The sequence below is a fragment of the uncultured Aquimarina sp. genome, from assembly GCF_947492405.1.
Lineage (GTDB): Bacteria > Bacteroidota > Bacteroidia > Flavobacteriales > Flavobacteriaceae > Aquimarina.
Map to the genome: position 1 here is coordinate 53081 of NZ_CANLMP010000007.1, position 16251 is coordinate 69331.

Consider the following 16251-nt stretch of genomic DNA (forward strand, 5'->3'; position numbering starts at 1 on the left):
TGTTTATTTTTAAAAGGATTTAACACTTTACGCAATGAAACGATTTAAAAAGATTTTAGGATATATATTCATAGGAATTATTGGGCTTATAGTTATCTCAGTTTTTTGGAACTATCCTAAACTCACTATACTTTCTGGCTATTCCGCTAAGAACATGGCTTCATCTGTTTTTATCGGTAATCGTACCGTAGAATTTACAGATATTCATGACAATAATTTTGCTCCGGTTAACTTAGCAGAAGATGAGGTAAATACGACTGAGAAATCGGCAATTGCCTCTGTTTTTGGATTAAAAGAAAGGAAAGCAATTTACAGAGAAGGACTAGGAAGTGTATTGATTAATGACAATTTTGATGAAAAGGCTCCTTATTTAAAACCCTCTCGTAGTAAATCAAAAAGAAACGTACCGTTTCCTTATGGAGATTTGCCCCAGAAGGATACTGTGTTTACTACAGTTGATTATGATAAAATCAATGATGTTGTCAATTCGGTTTTTGATACAGAAGGAGCACAGATTAAAAAAACAAGAGCAGTTTTAGTCATTCATAAAGATCAAATCATTGCAGAAAAATACGCAGATGGATTAGATCAAAACTCTATTCTATTAGGATGGTCAATGACTAAAAGTATATTGGCTACTAATTATGGAATATTACAAAAGCAAGGTAAGATTAATATTAACGAAAAAGCGCCCATAAAAGAATGGGAAAATGATGAAAGAAAGGAGATAACAATTAATAATTTGTTACAGATGAACTGTGGATTGGCATGGGATGAAGACTATGGATCTATTTCTGATGCAACAACGATGTTGTATATAGATGAAGATATGACGAAGCCTCAAATTTATAAAGAAGCGATTCATAAGCCTAATGAGTACTGGTATTATTCATCTGGTGTTTCTAATTTGTTATCAGGGATTCTTAGACAACAGTTTGATAGTTATCAGGAGTATCTTGATTTTCCGTATCGAGAATTTATTGATAAAATAGGAATGAACTCTATGCTTATAGAAACGGATATGGCGGGGAACTATGTGGGGTCCTCATATGCCTGGGCTACAGTCAGAGATTGGGCTAAATTTGGGTTGTTATACCTTCATAGAGGCAATTGGAACGGAGAACAGATTTTTAATCCTGATTGGGTTGATTATGTAACTACTCCAACTGCAACATCTGATGGAGATTATGGAGGACATTTTTGGTTGAATGCAGGAGGTTTTTATCCTGATGCTCCCAGAGATATGTATTCTGCTAATGGATTTCAGGGACAGCGAGTATTTATTATCCCTTCTAAAGATTTGGTAATCGTTCGTTTTGGATTAATCGGGGATGCAGGTGTAGATTTTAATAGGTTTATAACAGAGATTACGGAAGCCGTTAAATAAAAAAACCTCAACAAATATATGAAGAGGTTTAGTATATATTACGATTATTCTTTTCTACAAATCAAATCCAATGTTTACACCAAGTTTATTGGCAATTAATTTATTGATTCGCTGTTTAAGCTGAGGTATTTTTACACTTTCTAATACGTTATTGGCAAAAGCGTACATTAATAATGCTCTCGCTTCTTTCTCACCAATTCCTCTGGATCGCATATAAAACAATGCTTGCTCATCTAATTGACCAATGGTACAACCGTGAGAACATTTTACATCATCTGCAAAAATCTCTAATTGAGGTTTAGAATTAATGGTAGCTTTATCACTTAATAAGATATTATTATTGGACTGAAACGCGTTAGTCTTTTGCGCTTCTTTATTCACAATAATTTTACCATTAAATACACCTGTAGCTCTCTCGTCAAAAATACCCTTGTAATCCTGATGGCTTTCGCAATTTGGTTCTGTGTGATGCACTAAGGTGTTATGATCTACATGTTGTTTACCTTCGATAATAGTAACTCCATTAAGAATAGAATCAATTCCTTCTCCTTTCTGATAGAAATTTAAATTATTTCTAGTCACATTACCCCCAAAAGCAAATGTATGTACGGATGCTACACTCTGCGCTTGTTGCTGAATGTATGTATTGTCAATCAATGAAGCGGTTTCATTATCATTTTGAATTTTATAATAATCCACAAACGCTCTTTTATCCGCAAAAATTTCTGTTACTGAATTCGTTAAAACAGGGTTTTCGGTTAAGCTTTGATGGCGTTCAATAATCTGTACGTGAGAGTTTTCTTCGACTACGATAAGGTTACGAGGCTGCAAAAGCTGTGTTGATTCTTTTCCTGTAGAAAAATGAATAATCTGTATTGGTTTATCTGCCTGCTTATTCTTTGATATATAAATATACGCTCCTTCTTTGGAGAAAGCTGTATTTAAAGAAGTAAGGCCGTCTTCTGGAGCAATTTTATTAAAATAATTGTCAATAATAGGCTTATACTTTTCATGACTCAGCGCCGAAGACATTAAACAAACATCAATCTTGTCATGGGTAGTTTCTGATAAGTGAGAAGAATATTTACCGTCAATAAAAACAATTTTATAAGTGTCTAGATCGTAAAGAAAGTATTTTTTTACATCCTTAAATTCTAGTGCATTTTCTTCTTTTGGAAAAATACTGTAATCATGCTTCAAAATAGCATTTAACGAGGTATACTTCCAGGCTTCTTCTTTTTTAGTAGGAAACCCTTTTTCTTCAAAGACTTTTATAGCTTGACTTCTGATATCGTGAACAGGAGCATCTACATCTACTGTATTTTCAAAAGCAAGAAAAGAAGATATTAATTTTTCTTTCAGCTCCATAACTATGCGTTTATCTCTTCTTTAATCCAATCGTATCCTTTTTCTTCTAATTCTAAAGCTAATTCTTTAGTTCCTGACTTTACTATTTTACCATCATATAAAACGTGTACAAAATCAGGTACGATATGGTCTAATAAACGTTGATAGTGAGTAATTACAATAACAGCATTGTCCTTACTTTTTAATTTATTTACACCATTAGCAACAATACGTAATGCGTCAATATCTAATCCAGAATCAGTTTCGTCCAAAATAGCCAGTTTAGGTTCCATCATGGCCATCTGAAATATTTCATTTCTTTTTTTCTCACCACCAGAAAAACCCTGGTTAAGAGAACGAGATAAAAATTTACGATCAATATCTAGTAATTCAGATTTTTCTCGAATTTTCTTTAGCATATCCTTAGCTGGCATTTCTTCCAGACCTTGTGCTTTTCTAGTTTCGTTAATCGCAGTTTTCATGAAATTAGTTACCGTAACACCAGGAATCTCTACCGGATATTGAAACGAAAGAAAAACTCCTTTATGAGCACGTTCTTCTGCCGCTAACTCTTCGATATCTTCACCGTCTAACAGGATATTACCTTCTGTCACCTCATATTCTTCTTTTCCTGCAACGATACTAGCTAATGTACTTTTACCGGCACCATTAGGACCCATTATCGCATGAACCTCTCCTGCTTTTACATGTAGGTTAAGACCTTTTAAGATTTCTTTATCTTCAACGCTAGCGTGCAAATCCTTAATTTCTAACATCTTCTGTTTTTATATCTTTTTTAAATAATTTTTTAGTGATTATGACCTTCATGCCCTGTTTCACTTGACTCTTGTAATGAATCTGATGATTTTATCTTTGTTGGTAATTCTTCTGTTGGTTCACTCACACCAACAATCTCTTTTATCTCTACGACTTGTGGCCAACCATCTTCTGTGTTAGGTTTTACAACACCTTTAATTACCACAGGTACCATATCATATTCTTCTCTTTGTAATGGCTTTACTTTTTTAGCTAATTCATGAGCCATATCATCAATGATTACTCCATAAATAAAATCCTTACCTTTTAGAACACCCGCGTTGTCAATTAATATATATTCTCCGCGAATTAGGCTTGATTCGATATCAGAATCTGATGATGAAGTTGATTTTTCGTTTTTACAAGAAAAAATTAATAGGCTTACAATGATGATAAGAAATGGTTTTTTCATTTATGTGAATTTGTTAGTTAAACACTTTATCCTACAGAACCTTCTAGAGAAATTTCTAAAAGTTTTTGAGCTTCTACCGCAAATTCCATTGGGAGTTTGTTCAACACCTCTTTACTAAAACCGTTAACGATCAATGCAATTGCTTTTTCTGTATCAATACCTCTTTGGTTACAGTAAAAGATTTGATCTTCTCCAATCTTACTAGTAGTAGCCTCATGTTCTATTTGAGCAGTTTTATTCTTTGCTTCAATATAGGGAAACGTATGAGCACCACATTCATTGCCCATAAGTAAAGAATCACATTGAGAAAAATTACGAGCATTGGTTGCTCTACTATTAATCTGTACTAATCCTCGATAACTATTTTGAGATTTTCCAGCAGAAATTCCTTTAGATATAATAGTACTTTTAGTATTCTTACCTAAATGAATCATTTTAGTTCCTGTATCGGCTTGCTGAAAATTGTTGGTAACAGCAATTGAGTAAAATTCGCCTACAGAATTATCTCCTTTAAGAACGCAAGAAGGATATTTCCATGTCACTGCTGATCCTGTTTCTACTTGTGTCCAAGAGATTTTAGCATTTTTTTCGCAAATTCCACGTTTTGTCACAAAATTAAAAACACCACCTTTTCCTTCGGCATTACCAGGGTACCAGTTCTGCACGGTAGAATATTTAATTTCTGCATCATCCAGTGCTATAAGTTCTACCACTGCTGCATGCAATTGATTTTCATCTCTCGATGGTGCTGTACAACCTTCGAGATAGCTTACATAGCTGCCTTCATCAGCAATTACCAATGTACGCTCGAATTGACCTGTACCTGCCTGATTGATTCTGAAATAGGTTGATAATTCCATCGGACATTTTACTCCTTTAGGAATATAACAAAAAGAACCATCACTAAATACAGCGGAGTTTAAAGCTGCATAAAAATTATCTTTTTGTGGAACAACAGAACCGATATATTTTTTTACAAGCTCAGGGTGTTCTTGTATTGCTTCAGAAATTGGACAAAAAATAATACCTTTTTCGCCAAGTGTTTCTTTAAAGGTTGTTGCTACAGATACAGAGTCCATAACAATGTCTACAGCAACTCCAGCTAATTTTTTTTGTTCATCCAGAGATATCCCAAGTCTTTTGAAAGTATCCAATAATTCAGGATCTACTTCATCAAGGCTATCATATTTTGGTTTACTACTAGGAGCAGAATAATAGGCTATATCTTGAAAATTAGGCTTTTCATAGTTTACGTTTGCCCATTCTGGTTCTTCCATTTGTTCCCAAATACGAAAGGCCTCGAGTCTCCAGTCTGTCATCCATTCTGGCTCCTCTTTTTTCTTGGAAATTGCACGAACAATATCTTCATTTAGACCAACAGGAAATGTGTCGGATTCTATATCAGTATAAAATCCATACTCGTATTCTTTGGTTTCTAATTCTTTTTTTAAGTCGTCTTCGGTATATGCCATCTTACTAAATCCTACGTTTTAGTTTAGGATCTTTTTTTAAATTTTTAAAGGGAAAAACTTTCTCCGCAACCGCAGGTTCTATTAGCGTTGGGGTTGTTAAAAACAAAACCGGTTCCATTAAGTCCACCGGAATATTCTAAGGTAGTACCAATTAAGTATAAAAAACTTTTTTTATCTACAATTATTTTTACACCGTTGTCTTCAAAAACCTTGTCTCCATCTTCCTGGGTTTTATCAAATTTTAAGTCATATGACAAACCTGAACAACCTCCGCTTTTAACACCTACACGAACGTAGTCTGAAGAAGCGTCATAGCCATCATCACTCATCAATTCTACGACTTTCTTTTTAGCGGTATCTGATACTTTAATCATACTATAAATAGATTAATTCTAAATTGAATGCAAATATACTACATATGTAGGTTTTATTTACAGAACCTAACATTTATCTAACATATATTAGGATAGGTATAAACTATAATGAAGTAAGGAAAAGAATTTTAGAATTCAGAAAAACGATTGTCATTCACAAAATTATCATCCGTAAGTGTTTTTAAAAAGGAGATGATTTGTTGCTTTTCTTCTTCGGTCATAGGGATTCCTGCAACAGTTCCATCGGTTTTTTTGAAAACAGGGTCTAAGGTTTCAGAATCGATCATCCCGTCGCTATAATGATCTAATACGTCTTTCAGTGTTTTTAATCTTCCATCATGCATATACGGAAAGGTTAACTCAATATTTCTAAGAGTAGGCACTTTGAATTTGTATAGATCAGAAACCAAACCGGTAACTCGATTTCTACCTATATCGTTATATTGTGGATCTACCGGTAATCCGTTATTACGATAGGATTGATCGGTAAACAATGTTCCTGCATGACAGGAAGCACATTTAGATGTAAAAAGCTCAAATCCTACTGCTTCATCAGAAGTAAAAACCGAACCTTCGTTTCTCTCAATTCTGTCATATTTAGAATTAGACGAGATCATCATAATCATAAATTGTGATAGTGCTTTGAGTAAATTTTCAGAATTGATTTTCTGATCTTCAAATGCTTCTCCAAATAGTGTTACATATTCTGGTTGTTCTTCAAGTTTTTGAAGAATACTACTGAAAGACTCATTCATTTCTACTTCTGCAGTAATAGGTATTATGGGTTGTAAATCTAAATGTATCGCAGCACCATCCCAAGTGAACTCTTTCATAAAGGCTAAGTTATGTAAGGGTTGTGCATTGCGCGTACCTAATGCTCCGTTTACACCATGACTTACGATATGTGTATGATGTGTAAAAGCAAAATCCTGAATATGACAGAAACCACAGGAGATAACACCATCAGAAGATAAACGGCCATCATAGAATAGTTTTTTACCTAATTCGAATCCTTTTTCCGTTGGGGGATTAAGACTTACATTATAACTGGGTTCTGGAAAATTAGATGGAATGGAAAATTCTAATTTTGGATTTTTGTCAATAGGCACGTATTCATCTTTCTCAGAGCTACAGGCTGCTCCAAGAAGAATGAATACTATGTAACCTATATTCTTTATCATTTAATTGGGAATTTCGTTTATTGTAGTAAACATGGTGCTTATATTTTCTGCCAATATGGGTGCATTTACAGGATCTACCTGAACATCACTTTTTTGTTCTAACGAGTATGTATTTGTACTGTCAAAAATTTTAGAGACGTCTGCATTGATTGATAATTCAGAAGTTGTTTGATCTCCAATGATGAGTGTGCTAGATAAATCTAAGGTGACTTCCTTATAATTGTCTAAAACTTCTCCGTGACTTCCTATGTGTAGCAAAAAATCACCAGTCGTACCGCCTTGTGGAGTAAAAGAACCTTCGAATTTCAAAAACTTATATCCAGCGGACCAAGACCAAAGCATCCCACTTTCTTCTGCAGTAGGAATAAAGTTGGCTACTCCATTAAGTGGATAGTTAGATTGATCTACACCAACCCCAAATTTAATTTTGGTGTAAATACTAGCATCAATGTTACTTAGTGTAACTTGTTTACTAGAAGGAACTTCTTCATTAATCAGAAAATAACTATTCGCAACTGGATAAGTAAACTCATCTCCATTTTCTTTAACCAAAACAATATTACTAATGATGTATTTTAATTCAGAAATGGTGTAGGTTTCATTACTTAGATTTGTGTAGGATCCAGTATTTAAAGTAACAAGATCCCCGACCACTTTATTATTGAAATTTATATTTAATGTTCCAAATTTAGGTGTATTATCAATTTCTACTATGTTGGGATCATCGTCTTTACACGATATTATTGTTATTATAGCGAGTATTATGAGTGTGAACTTGTTCATTTTCTATTTATATTTTATTAGTATAACGTCTTTACTTCCTTGATTATTAGGTATGTCTATATCATTGCTTTCAGAACTGCCGGCAATAATGATTTTTTTATCTTGAGTTTCCATACATCCTTCTGCAAATTCTGAAAGGCTTCCACCTAAAGTAGATTCCCAGATGACATCTCCATTATTGTCAATCAGAACACTCCAGATATCACTTTGACCTTGATTTTCATCAACATCTCCATTGTTACTTCTAGAATTACCGGTAATAATAAAACCACCTTCTTGTGTAGCCTGAATTCCTCTCGCTGTGTCAAACTCTGTTCCTCCTAAGGATTTTTCCCAGATAAGATTTCCGTTACCATCAATTTGAATCATCCATAGATCTGCGTTTCCTTTGGGATCCGAGATATCTCCATTATTACTTCTAGAATCTCCTACAATAATATATTTTCCATCACCTGATGTTGCCATTGCATATCCTACGTCAATTTCAGATCCTCCGTAAGATTTCTCCCAAACTTTAGTTCCTTCAGTATTTATTTTAACTACCCAAAAGTCGTAACTTCCATTAGTTGCACTAATATCAAAATCGTCACTTTCTGAGGATCCAATCATTAAAAAACCTCCATCTTCGGTCTGTACGGTATCGTAGCTTCTATCATTATTCGTTCCTCCAAAATAACGCCTCCATTCTTTGTTTCCAGAAACATCTAGTTTAATTCCCCAAAATTCTCCAACACCGTGTTTTTCAAATTTTTTTCTATTGTCATTTCCTTCACCATTACTAGCAGTAACATCTAGAAATCCTGTCAAGAAATAACCATTATCAGCGGTTTGAACAATGGAGAAAGCTCTATCAATACCAGGAAATCCAAAAGATTTTTCCCATTGTAAATTTCCTGAAGCATCAATTTTTACCATCCAATAGTCTTGCAGTCCTGCGTTTTCACTTACATCACCATCGGTACTTCTGCTGTAACCTACTAAAGCATAACCACCATCATTAGTTTTAATAACTCTTTGTCCACGATCATCTCCAGTACCACCATAGGTTTTGCTCCAGATGACAGTTCCTTCAGGTGAAAGTTTTAAAACCCAAAAATCACTGTCAGTAGCGTCTTTATCCGTTATATCACCATCCACACTTTGAGTATATCCGAAAACAACATAACTTCCATCTTGGGATTCTACTACGGATAAAGCGTCGTCTTCACCGCTACCACCAAAAGTCTTAACCCATTCTACAGTTCCCTGAAATCCATCTTCAGGATTGGTAGGAGGTAGAGGGGTTGCACTGTCATCACTACCGCAAGCTACAATACTTATAACAATAAAAGTTAATAAGGATTTATTAAAGAACTTGAATTTGCACATTTGTTAGTATTAAATTATTTTTTTATTAAACGTTTGGTAATTTGGTTACTATCATTAAAAACTTTTAAAAGATAAACTCCAGGATTCAAATTTGAGACGTCTATTGTTTTTGTAACGTTTCCTGTACTTATCAATTGTCCGGTAATAGATATAATTTCATATGATGCTGTTTTATCCATATTTAAAAATACTTCTAAGACTTCACCAAATACTGGATTTGGATATATTTTTAAAGCCATAATATCTTCATCTTCATTACCAAAAACAGGAATGATATTAGAGGATACTACCTGCACATTATTAGATCTTCCACAGGAGCCTTCATAGATTTTTACAGAAGAGAAATCCGACGTATTACCAGAACCACTATCATTATCATTGATAAATACCAATCGATCCATTGTTCCGGTATAGAAACTTCCTACTGGTATTACATACGTTGTAAAATTACCGCCAGAATAGTTATCATAATTGGTAACACCGTAATTCTGAGTACCATGTACCTTGAAATATCTAGTGGAAGTTAGGCTATTATCATTTTCAAAACCAACAGCATGAATCTCTCCTTGAGATGAGCTTCTGAATTCAAATTCAATTACTGTATTAGGAGTGACTACGTAGTTGTAAGGAATATATTTCCAAGTATTATTAGTAAGGGACAGTGTTGTTCCAGTATTATTTACAACAAAGTCACCAGCTGAGTCCTGATTGGAGAACGGAGTGATCTGGAAATCTCTAAAATCGATACTATCACATGTAGGAGGAGGAGTATTGCCATCTGTAATATTTACATCATCTATGGCAATATCGCTTTGCCACCCCTGAGAACCACTTCCTGTTACTACACTAAACCGTAATTGTACACTTGTTTCTCCTGAATAAGAGGATAAATCTATTGTTTCGGTATTCCAGTCACTTCCTTGAGTCCCATTTCTGCTAAAAATAGATGACCAGTTGCCTTGGTTATTAGTTCTTGCTTCTACTGTTAGATTATTAATAGCACTTCCTAACATGTGATACTGAAATGTAAGACTTGGAGAAGTAAGATTGGTAAAATTTAAACAAGGAGAATTCAAAATAGCTCTTTTATTTGGGAAGCCGGTTCCATTTCCTGAAGCCTCTACATAAATATAAGTATTACCATCTGCCGCCCCACTAGGACCAGTATTATTAGAAGGCGTACCACCTGAGTCTCTAGTCCAATCTAAGTCATCTCCTGTAGTAGCATTTTGCCAAGACCCAAAACCAGATTCAAAACTTTCATTGAACGGAAAAGAAGTTACTACCGAAGGACAGTCACCTCCTCCGCCATCTCCAGGTTCACTTTTTCTTACCAAGAAAAATCCTCCTTCTATATCACTGATAACAATATTTCCGCTTGCAAAATAAGGATATACATTCCAAACTCCATTAAAAGAAGCACTATTACTAGATGGGAAGGTATCAAAATACCCAATTTCATTAATATTAGTGTTTCCAATATCTGAAATATCAATAACTCTAAATCCAGCTCGATAATTCGCTAAATAAAACTTATCTCCTTTTACATATCCATTATGATCCGTAGCTGCTGTTGGTCCATTATAGATCATATGTTGTTGTGGATTGTCTAAATCTTCAAAATCAAATATAATAGTCCGCGTATTAAACCCTACTCCTTGCTCATCTGTTTCATCTCCTAAAAGGAAATATCTCATATCATCAGTAAACCAACCTTGATGTACATATCCTATATTCGAGTATTGGATTGTGGAAATTGTTACTGGGTTAGACTTATTGGTAATATCCGCTATTACAATTTCAATTTCATTACTACCTATAAGAATTTCTCTTCCTGTGTAATCTGAGTCAGGACCATTATAGGTAACCACTTGTGCATCATGAGTATAAGCTCTTTGACCACCTGACAAAAAACCACCAGCATTTATTGGGTTTTTAGGATCTTGAATATTTATAAAGAGAGGTCCTCCATTATATGGTCCGGAACCTCTTTGTGCTCCTACGATATAAGCAAACCCAGTATCTTCATTGATTACGATATTGTGCGCGTTTCCAAATTGAGTATATCTTGTATCTGCCGAAAAATTTGCAGGTGGATTGGAAACATTGCGTAACCTGGTAAGATCAAAAACTTGCATTCCATGTCCGGATGCTTCGCTTACAATAAAAGCGTGATTGTTATAGACTTTGACATCTCTCCATAAGCTGTTACTGGTGGCGGTGGGAAGTTTTCCTAGATAAATTGGATTGATAGGATCGGATACATCTATAAAGGCAGTACCATTATTTAGACAAATAATGGCATATTCTTTTGATGTTTGGGAATCTGTCCATCCCCAACTATCATTTCCAGAGCTAGCGTTCATTTGAGAAAGTGAAATTGTAGACATAAGATCATAATCTTTACATGGATAAGATCCTGCAAATCCATTCGTGCAAGGTGTTTGACTTTGGCAAATAAGGGTAAATACCAAAAAGCATAAAGCTAAGGGTAGTTTTTTCATGAGTTTGTGTGATTTAGTAGTTAGTTTGAACTAGTTCTTAAAAACTAGTGCTTTACACAAAATTAATCTAAATAATCCCAAACCCAGTCCTTGCTTTCCATACTATTTCGCCGGTTTAACCACCTTATTATCAATATTTAATCGTTTTTAACAATTATTAGACATCAATTAATAATCAATTTCTTAGTAACATCATTTATCCTAAGGAGATAAATTCCAGGATCATATTCTAAATTGATGATTAAGTTATTAGAATTATCAAATTTTGTTATTTCCTGCATCTTTTTACCTAAAACATTAAAGATTTCTATTTTTCTTATTTCAGATGTATTTATACCTTCAATGGTAACTCCAGATTGTGTTGGATTTGGATATAAGGTAAATGCTGTTTTTTGCGTAAAATCATTTACACTTAAAGTGTTACTTTCTCTAACCAATAAAAATCCAGACTCAATATCACTGATCACAATATTTCCACTATCGAAATAAGGATATACGCTCCAAGCACCATTTTGGCTTACTGAATTACTAGATGGAAAACTATCAAAATATCCTATTTCAGTTATATTTTTATTTGCTATATCAGAGATATCCATCACTCTTAAACCTGCCCTATAGCTAGAAAGATAGAATTTATCCCCTTTAACATATCCATTGTGATCAGTAGCAGATGTTGGACCTGTATAATTCATATGAAATTTAGGATCATCTAGATCATTAAAATCAAAAATTATGGTTCTGGTATTAAAACCTACATTAGCTTCATCTGCTTCGTCTCCAAGTAAAAAATAGCGTTGATCTTCAGTAAACCATCCTTGATGAACATATCCAATGTCCGTATACCCAATTGTAGATATGGTTACCGGATTTGCTTTATCCGTAATATCAGCAATTACTATTTCAATTTCATTACTTCCTATCAGTATTTCACGACCCGTATAATCTGTATCAGGACCATTATAGATTACGGCTTGTGCGTCGTGACTATAAGCTTCACCTCCAGTAGATAAAAAACCGCCTGCATCGACTGGGTTTTTAGGGTCCCGAATATCAATAAATAGAGGTCCACCTTCAAATGGTCCAGATCTACTCGTTCCCACAGCATAGGCAAATCCCGAATCTTCATTAATAACAATATTGTGTGCATTACTAAAACCAGTGTATCTATTATCTGCTGTAAATGTTTCTGGAGCGTTGGTAACATTTCGTAATCGTGTCAAATCAAAAACTTGCATTCCATGACTTCCAGAAAATATAAAATCGGCCACGATATAGGCATGGTTTTGATATACTTTTACATCTCTCCAGGAACTTGACCCTACAGCAGAAGGAAGTTTTCCTAGATATATAGGACTAATAGGGTCTGAGATGTCAATGAAAGCAGTTCCATTATCCAACCCAATTATTGCATATTCTTTTCCTGTAGTAGTATCAGTCCATCCCCAGCTATCACTACCTCCATTAGCATTCATTGTGGATAAAGGAATCTGAGACATTAAATCGTAATTATCGCAAGGAAATGAACCTGCCATTCCGTTTTCACAAGTAGTTTGGGATTGCAAAATAAATGCAGATAAAATTGAACTAAATAGGATTATTTTTTTCATTGGTTGAGTTTTTAAGTAGAGTCAAATGATGATTTATGTTATAATTGTGTTATTAAGGAGTATTTTCTTTGACTAATATAAATCCAGAATTTATATCACTTATCACAATATTTCCACTTTCAAAATAAGGGTACACGTTCCATGCACCACTAAAGCCTACACTATTATTTGAAGGAAAGGTGTCAAAAAAACTGATTTCGCGCATCGAATTAGAACTTATATCAGAAATATCAATGATTCTAATACCAGCTGTATAATTGGCTAAATAAAATTTATTTCCCTTTACATACCCATTATGATCAATAGAAGATGTGGAGCCTGAATAATTCATATGAAATTTTGGATTGTCAAGATCTTCAAAATCAAATACAATGGTACGTGTATTAAAGCCAACATCTGCCTCATCAAGTTCATCACCTAGCAAGAAAAATCGCTGATCTTCAGTAAACCAACCTTGATGAGTATATCCGATATTAGCATAATTAATAGTAGCGATAGTTATAGGAGCATTTTTGTCAGTGATATCTGCAATTACGATTTCTATTTGGTTACTTCCTATCAAAATTTCTCTTCCAGTATAATCACTATCTGGTCCATTATAAGTTACCACTTGTGCATCATGACTGTATGCATCACCACCATCAGAAATAAAACCTCCTGCTGCTACTGGATTCATTGGATCCTGAATGTTTACGAAATGTGGTCCACCGCCAAAAGTGGATGTTCCTACACCATATGCAAAACCTGTATCTTCATTAATTACTATGTTATGGGCATTACCAAAACCTGTATATCGTGTGTCGGCAGTAAATATTTCTGGTGGATTACTAACATTTCTCAATCTAGTTAAATCAAAAACCTGCATTCCATGACCAGCTGCCTCACTAACAATAAAAGCATAATTTTGATAAACTTTTGCATCTCTCCATTGACTACTTTGCGTAGCAGTAGGTAATTTTCCTAAATATACAGGAGCTTCAGGAGTGGATATATCAATAAAAGCGGTACCATTATCAAGACACATAATAGCATATTCCTTACCATCACTTGGATCTGTCCACCCCCAACTATCATTTCCATCCGAAGCATTCATTGTACTTAGGGATATCGAAGAGACAAAATCAATACCACAACTTGGATAAATCCCACCAGATACTTGGTTTGTGCAGTTTGCATTTTCATCTCCGTCATTTCCACTAGTTTGATCATCATCGTTACTGCAGTTTATAATCGATAATAATGTAAAAAAACAAATTACTATACCAAGATACCTTTTCATTTGTCAGAATTAAATATTAATTAGAGACTTATATATATAACAGTTTATTAACTAAATACCCTACTATAAGTAGGAAGACACTAATTTAGTGTTTATTATTGTTAATAAATTATTAAGGTCTAAAGAGATTGGATTATATAATATTTTTCAAAACTTTATATAATGAAATCACCTTGTTCCCTACCTTTGCAATTATGATTGAAGATAAAAATACATCAAGAACATCCTTATCAGAATTAGGAGAATTTGGTCTAATAGATCATTTAACCAAAAATTTTGAAATCAAACAAGAATCTACTATTCGTGGTATTGGTGATGATGCTGCTGTTTTAGATTTTAAAGGTAAAAAATGTGTATTAACTACGGATTTATTGATTGAGGGAGTACATTTTGATTTGTCCTATGTTCCATTAAAACATTTGGGTTATAAATCGGTCATGGTAAACCTTTCTGATGTGTATGCAATGAATGCGACTGCAACACAAATTACAGTATCTATTGCAGTATCTAATAGATTTCCGTTAGAGGCCTTAGAAGAACTATATGCTGGGATTCAAGCCGCAGCAAAAATATATAATGTAGATGTAATAGGAGGTGATACAACCTCATCTACTACCGGATTGATGATTAGTATTACGGCTGTTGGCCACGCGGATGAAGATAGCTTGGTATATCGAGATGGAGCTGGGGAAAACGATTTATTGGTAGTGACAGGTGATTTAGGAGCGGCATATCTAGGACTTCAGATATTAGAAAGAGAGAAACAGGTATATAAGGCAAACCCTAATTCTCAGCCAGATCTAGATCAGTATTCTTATTTAATAGAACGGCAATTAAAACCTGAAGCTCGAAAAGATATACCAGAACTTCTTAAAGCGTTAGAGGTGAAACCAACTAGTATGATTGACATTAGTGATGGTTTATCTTCCGAAGTGATACATTTGTGTAAAAAATCTAAAGTAGGAGTAAATCTATATGAAGAAAAGATACCGCTAGATCCTGCGGTTATTTCTACTTGTGAGGAGTTTAAATTAAATAGTACAACCGTAGCCTTAAGTGGAGGAGAGGATTATGAATTATTATTTACTATTAAACAAGAGGATTTTCCAAAGATTAAAGCGAACCCTAACCTTACCGTAATTGGTCATATGACCGATGAGAAAAGTGGAATAGGATTAGTTACCAGAGCTAATGAAAAAATTCAATTAACAGCACAAGGGTGGAATCCTATTAAAGAATAATTTAAGAAGCGGTCTGAAGACTTATTTTACCTTTATTCCTTGCAATTTTCTTAGCGTGAACAGATGCCAATGCATCATTAATTTCTTTAAGTTTTGGGGTCATTACTTCTAATCGACCTCTGCTATTTGTAGTTGCTTGTTCTCCACAATGAGAACATGTGTATTCTTTTATGTGATGTGTAACTTGCTTGGAAGTAACATAATCATGACCGAATAAAGCACAATAGATTTTTGATATGGAGAATGACGAATTGGGTATGGATTTCTTCATCTTTGTGGGGGTTAAAAGTTCATTATCAATACAATAATAAGTTTTTTTTAGTTATTAACAACAATTTGTAAGAAAAATTTTTGAAAAAACTTCAAATTTTGCCTTAAAAGTGTATTTTATAGTGTTTTTGACCCTTAAAAATGCATTTCGTCGGATAATTAAGGAGTGGTTATGGTCTTTTTGTAATAGAGGGCGAAGACCATAAAATG

Annotated in this window: 14 protein-coding genes; 2 read left to right on the forward strand and 12 right to left on the reverse strand. The window is 34.1% G+C overall.

Annotated elements, in window-relative coordinates:
* Positions 1 to 34: 34 nt before the first annotated feature.
* Positions 35 to 1387: a serine hydrolase gene (locus tag Q0829_RS21880; RefSeq protein WP_298546969.1), complete on the forward strand. Its 1353-nt coding sequence runs from the start codon at positions 35 to 37 to the stop codon at positions 1385 to 1387.
* 54 nt (positions 1388 to 1441) lie between these two features.
* Here the strand turns inward: Q0829_RS21880 and sufD are convergent, their stop codons facing one another.
* The 11 genes from sufD to Q0829_RS21940 form a co-directional block, all read right to left on the reverse strand.
* On the reverse strand, positions 1442 to 2755 hold the full coding sequence (gene sufD / locus Q0829_RS21885) for a Fe-S cluster assembly protein SufD (RefSeq protein ID WP_298546971.1): 1314 nt from the start codon (positions 2753 to 2755) through the stop codon (positions 1442 to 1444).
* Positions 2756 to 2757: 2 nt separating this feature from the next.
* Positions 2758 to 3510, reverse strand: coding sequence for a Fe-S cluster assembly ATPase SufC (sufC, locus tag Q0829_RS21890; RefSeq protein ID WP_298546973.1), 753 nt, complete (start codon positions 3508 to 3510; stop codon positions 2758 to 2760).
* Between the two features lie 32 nt (positions 3511 to 3542).
* On the reverse strand, positions 3543 to 3962 hold the full coding sequence (locus Q0829_RS21895; RefSeq protein ID WP_298546975.1) for a hypothetical protein: 420 nt from the start codon (positions 3960 to 3962) through the stop codon (positions 3543 to 3545).
* 26 nt (positions 3963 to 3988) lie between these two features.
* The gene (gene sufB / locus Q0829_RS21900; protein ID WP_298546977.1) at positions 3989 to 5434 is read right to left on the reverse strand and encodes a Fe-S cluster assembly protein SufB; all 1446 of its coding nucleotides are present in this window, start codon (positions 5432 to 5434) and stop codon (positions 3989 to 3991) included.
* Positions 5435 to 5478: 44 nt separating this feature from the next.
* Positions 5479 to 5808 carry an iron-sulfur cluster assembly accessory protein gene (locus tag Q0829_RS21905; RefSeq protein ID WP_298546979.1) on the reverse strand — a complete coding sequence of 110 codons (330 nt, stop codon included), beginning with the start codon at positions 5806 to 5808 and terminating at the stop codon, positions 5479 to 5481.
* A 128-nt stretch (positions 5809 to 5936) separates the two neighbouring features.
* The gene (locus Q0829_RS21910) at positions 5937 to 6989 is read right to left on the reverse strand and encodes a cytochrome c peroxidase (RefSeq protein ID WP_298546981.1); all 1053 of its coding nucleotides are present in this window, start codon (positions 6987 to 6989) and stop codon (positions 5937 to 5939) included.
* Positions 6990 to 7772 carry an MbnP family protein gene (locus tag Q0829_RS21915; RefSeq protein ID WP_298546983.1) on the reverse strand — a complete coding sequence of 261 codons (783 nt, stop codon included), beginning with the start codon at positions 7770 to 7772 and terminating at the stop codon, positions 6990 to 6992.
* 3 nt (positions 7773 to 7775) lie between these two features.
* On the reverse strand, positions 7776 to 9140 hold the full coding sequence (locus tag Q0829_RS21920) for a hypothetical protein (RefSeq protein WP_298546985.1): 1365 nt from the start codon (positions 9138 to 9140) through the stop codon (positions 7776 to 7778).
* Positions 9141 to 9154: 14 nt separating this feature from the next.
* The gene (locus Q0829_RS27630; protein WP_366893791.1) at positions 9155 to 11644 is read right to left on the reverse strand and encodes a choice-of-anchor B family protein; all 2490 of its coding nucleotides are present in this window, start codon (positions 11642 to 11644) and stop codon (positions 9155 to 9157) included.
* 164 nt (positions 11645 to 11808) lie between these two features.
* A complete protein-coding gene (locus tag Q0829_RS21935; protein WP_298546987.1) occupies positions 11809 to 13251 on the reverse strand; it encodes a choice-of-anchor B family protein in 1443 nt (480 codons plus the stop codon).
* Positions 13252 to 13303: 52 nt separating this feature from the next.
* The gene (locus Q0829_RS21940; protein ID WP_298546990.1) at positions 13304 to 14530 is read right to left on the reverse strand and encodes a choice-of-anchor B family protein; all 1227 of its coding nucleotides are present in this window, start codon (positions 14528 to 14530) and stop codon (positions 13304 to 13306) included.
* 194 nt (positions 14531 to 14724) lie between these two features.
* Here Q0829_RS21940 and thiL point away from each other — a divergent pair, with 194 nt between their 5' ends.
* Positions 14725 to 15771, forward strand: coding sequence for a thiamine-phosphate kinase (gene thiL / locus Q0829_RS21945; protein WP_298546992.1), 1047 nt, complete (start codon positions 14725 to 14727; stop codon positions 15769 to 15771).
* Position 15772: 1 nt separating this feature from the next.
* Here thiL and Q0829_RS21950 read toward each other — a convergent pair whose 3' ends face one another.
* The gene (locus tag Q0829_RS21950; protein WP_233558491.1) at positions 15773 to 16042 is read right to left on the reverse strand and encodes a hypothetical protein; all 270 of its coding nucleotides are present in this window, start codon (positions 16040 to 16042) and stop codon (positions 15773 to 15775) included.
* Positions 16043 to 16251: the final 209 nt, after the last annotated feature.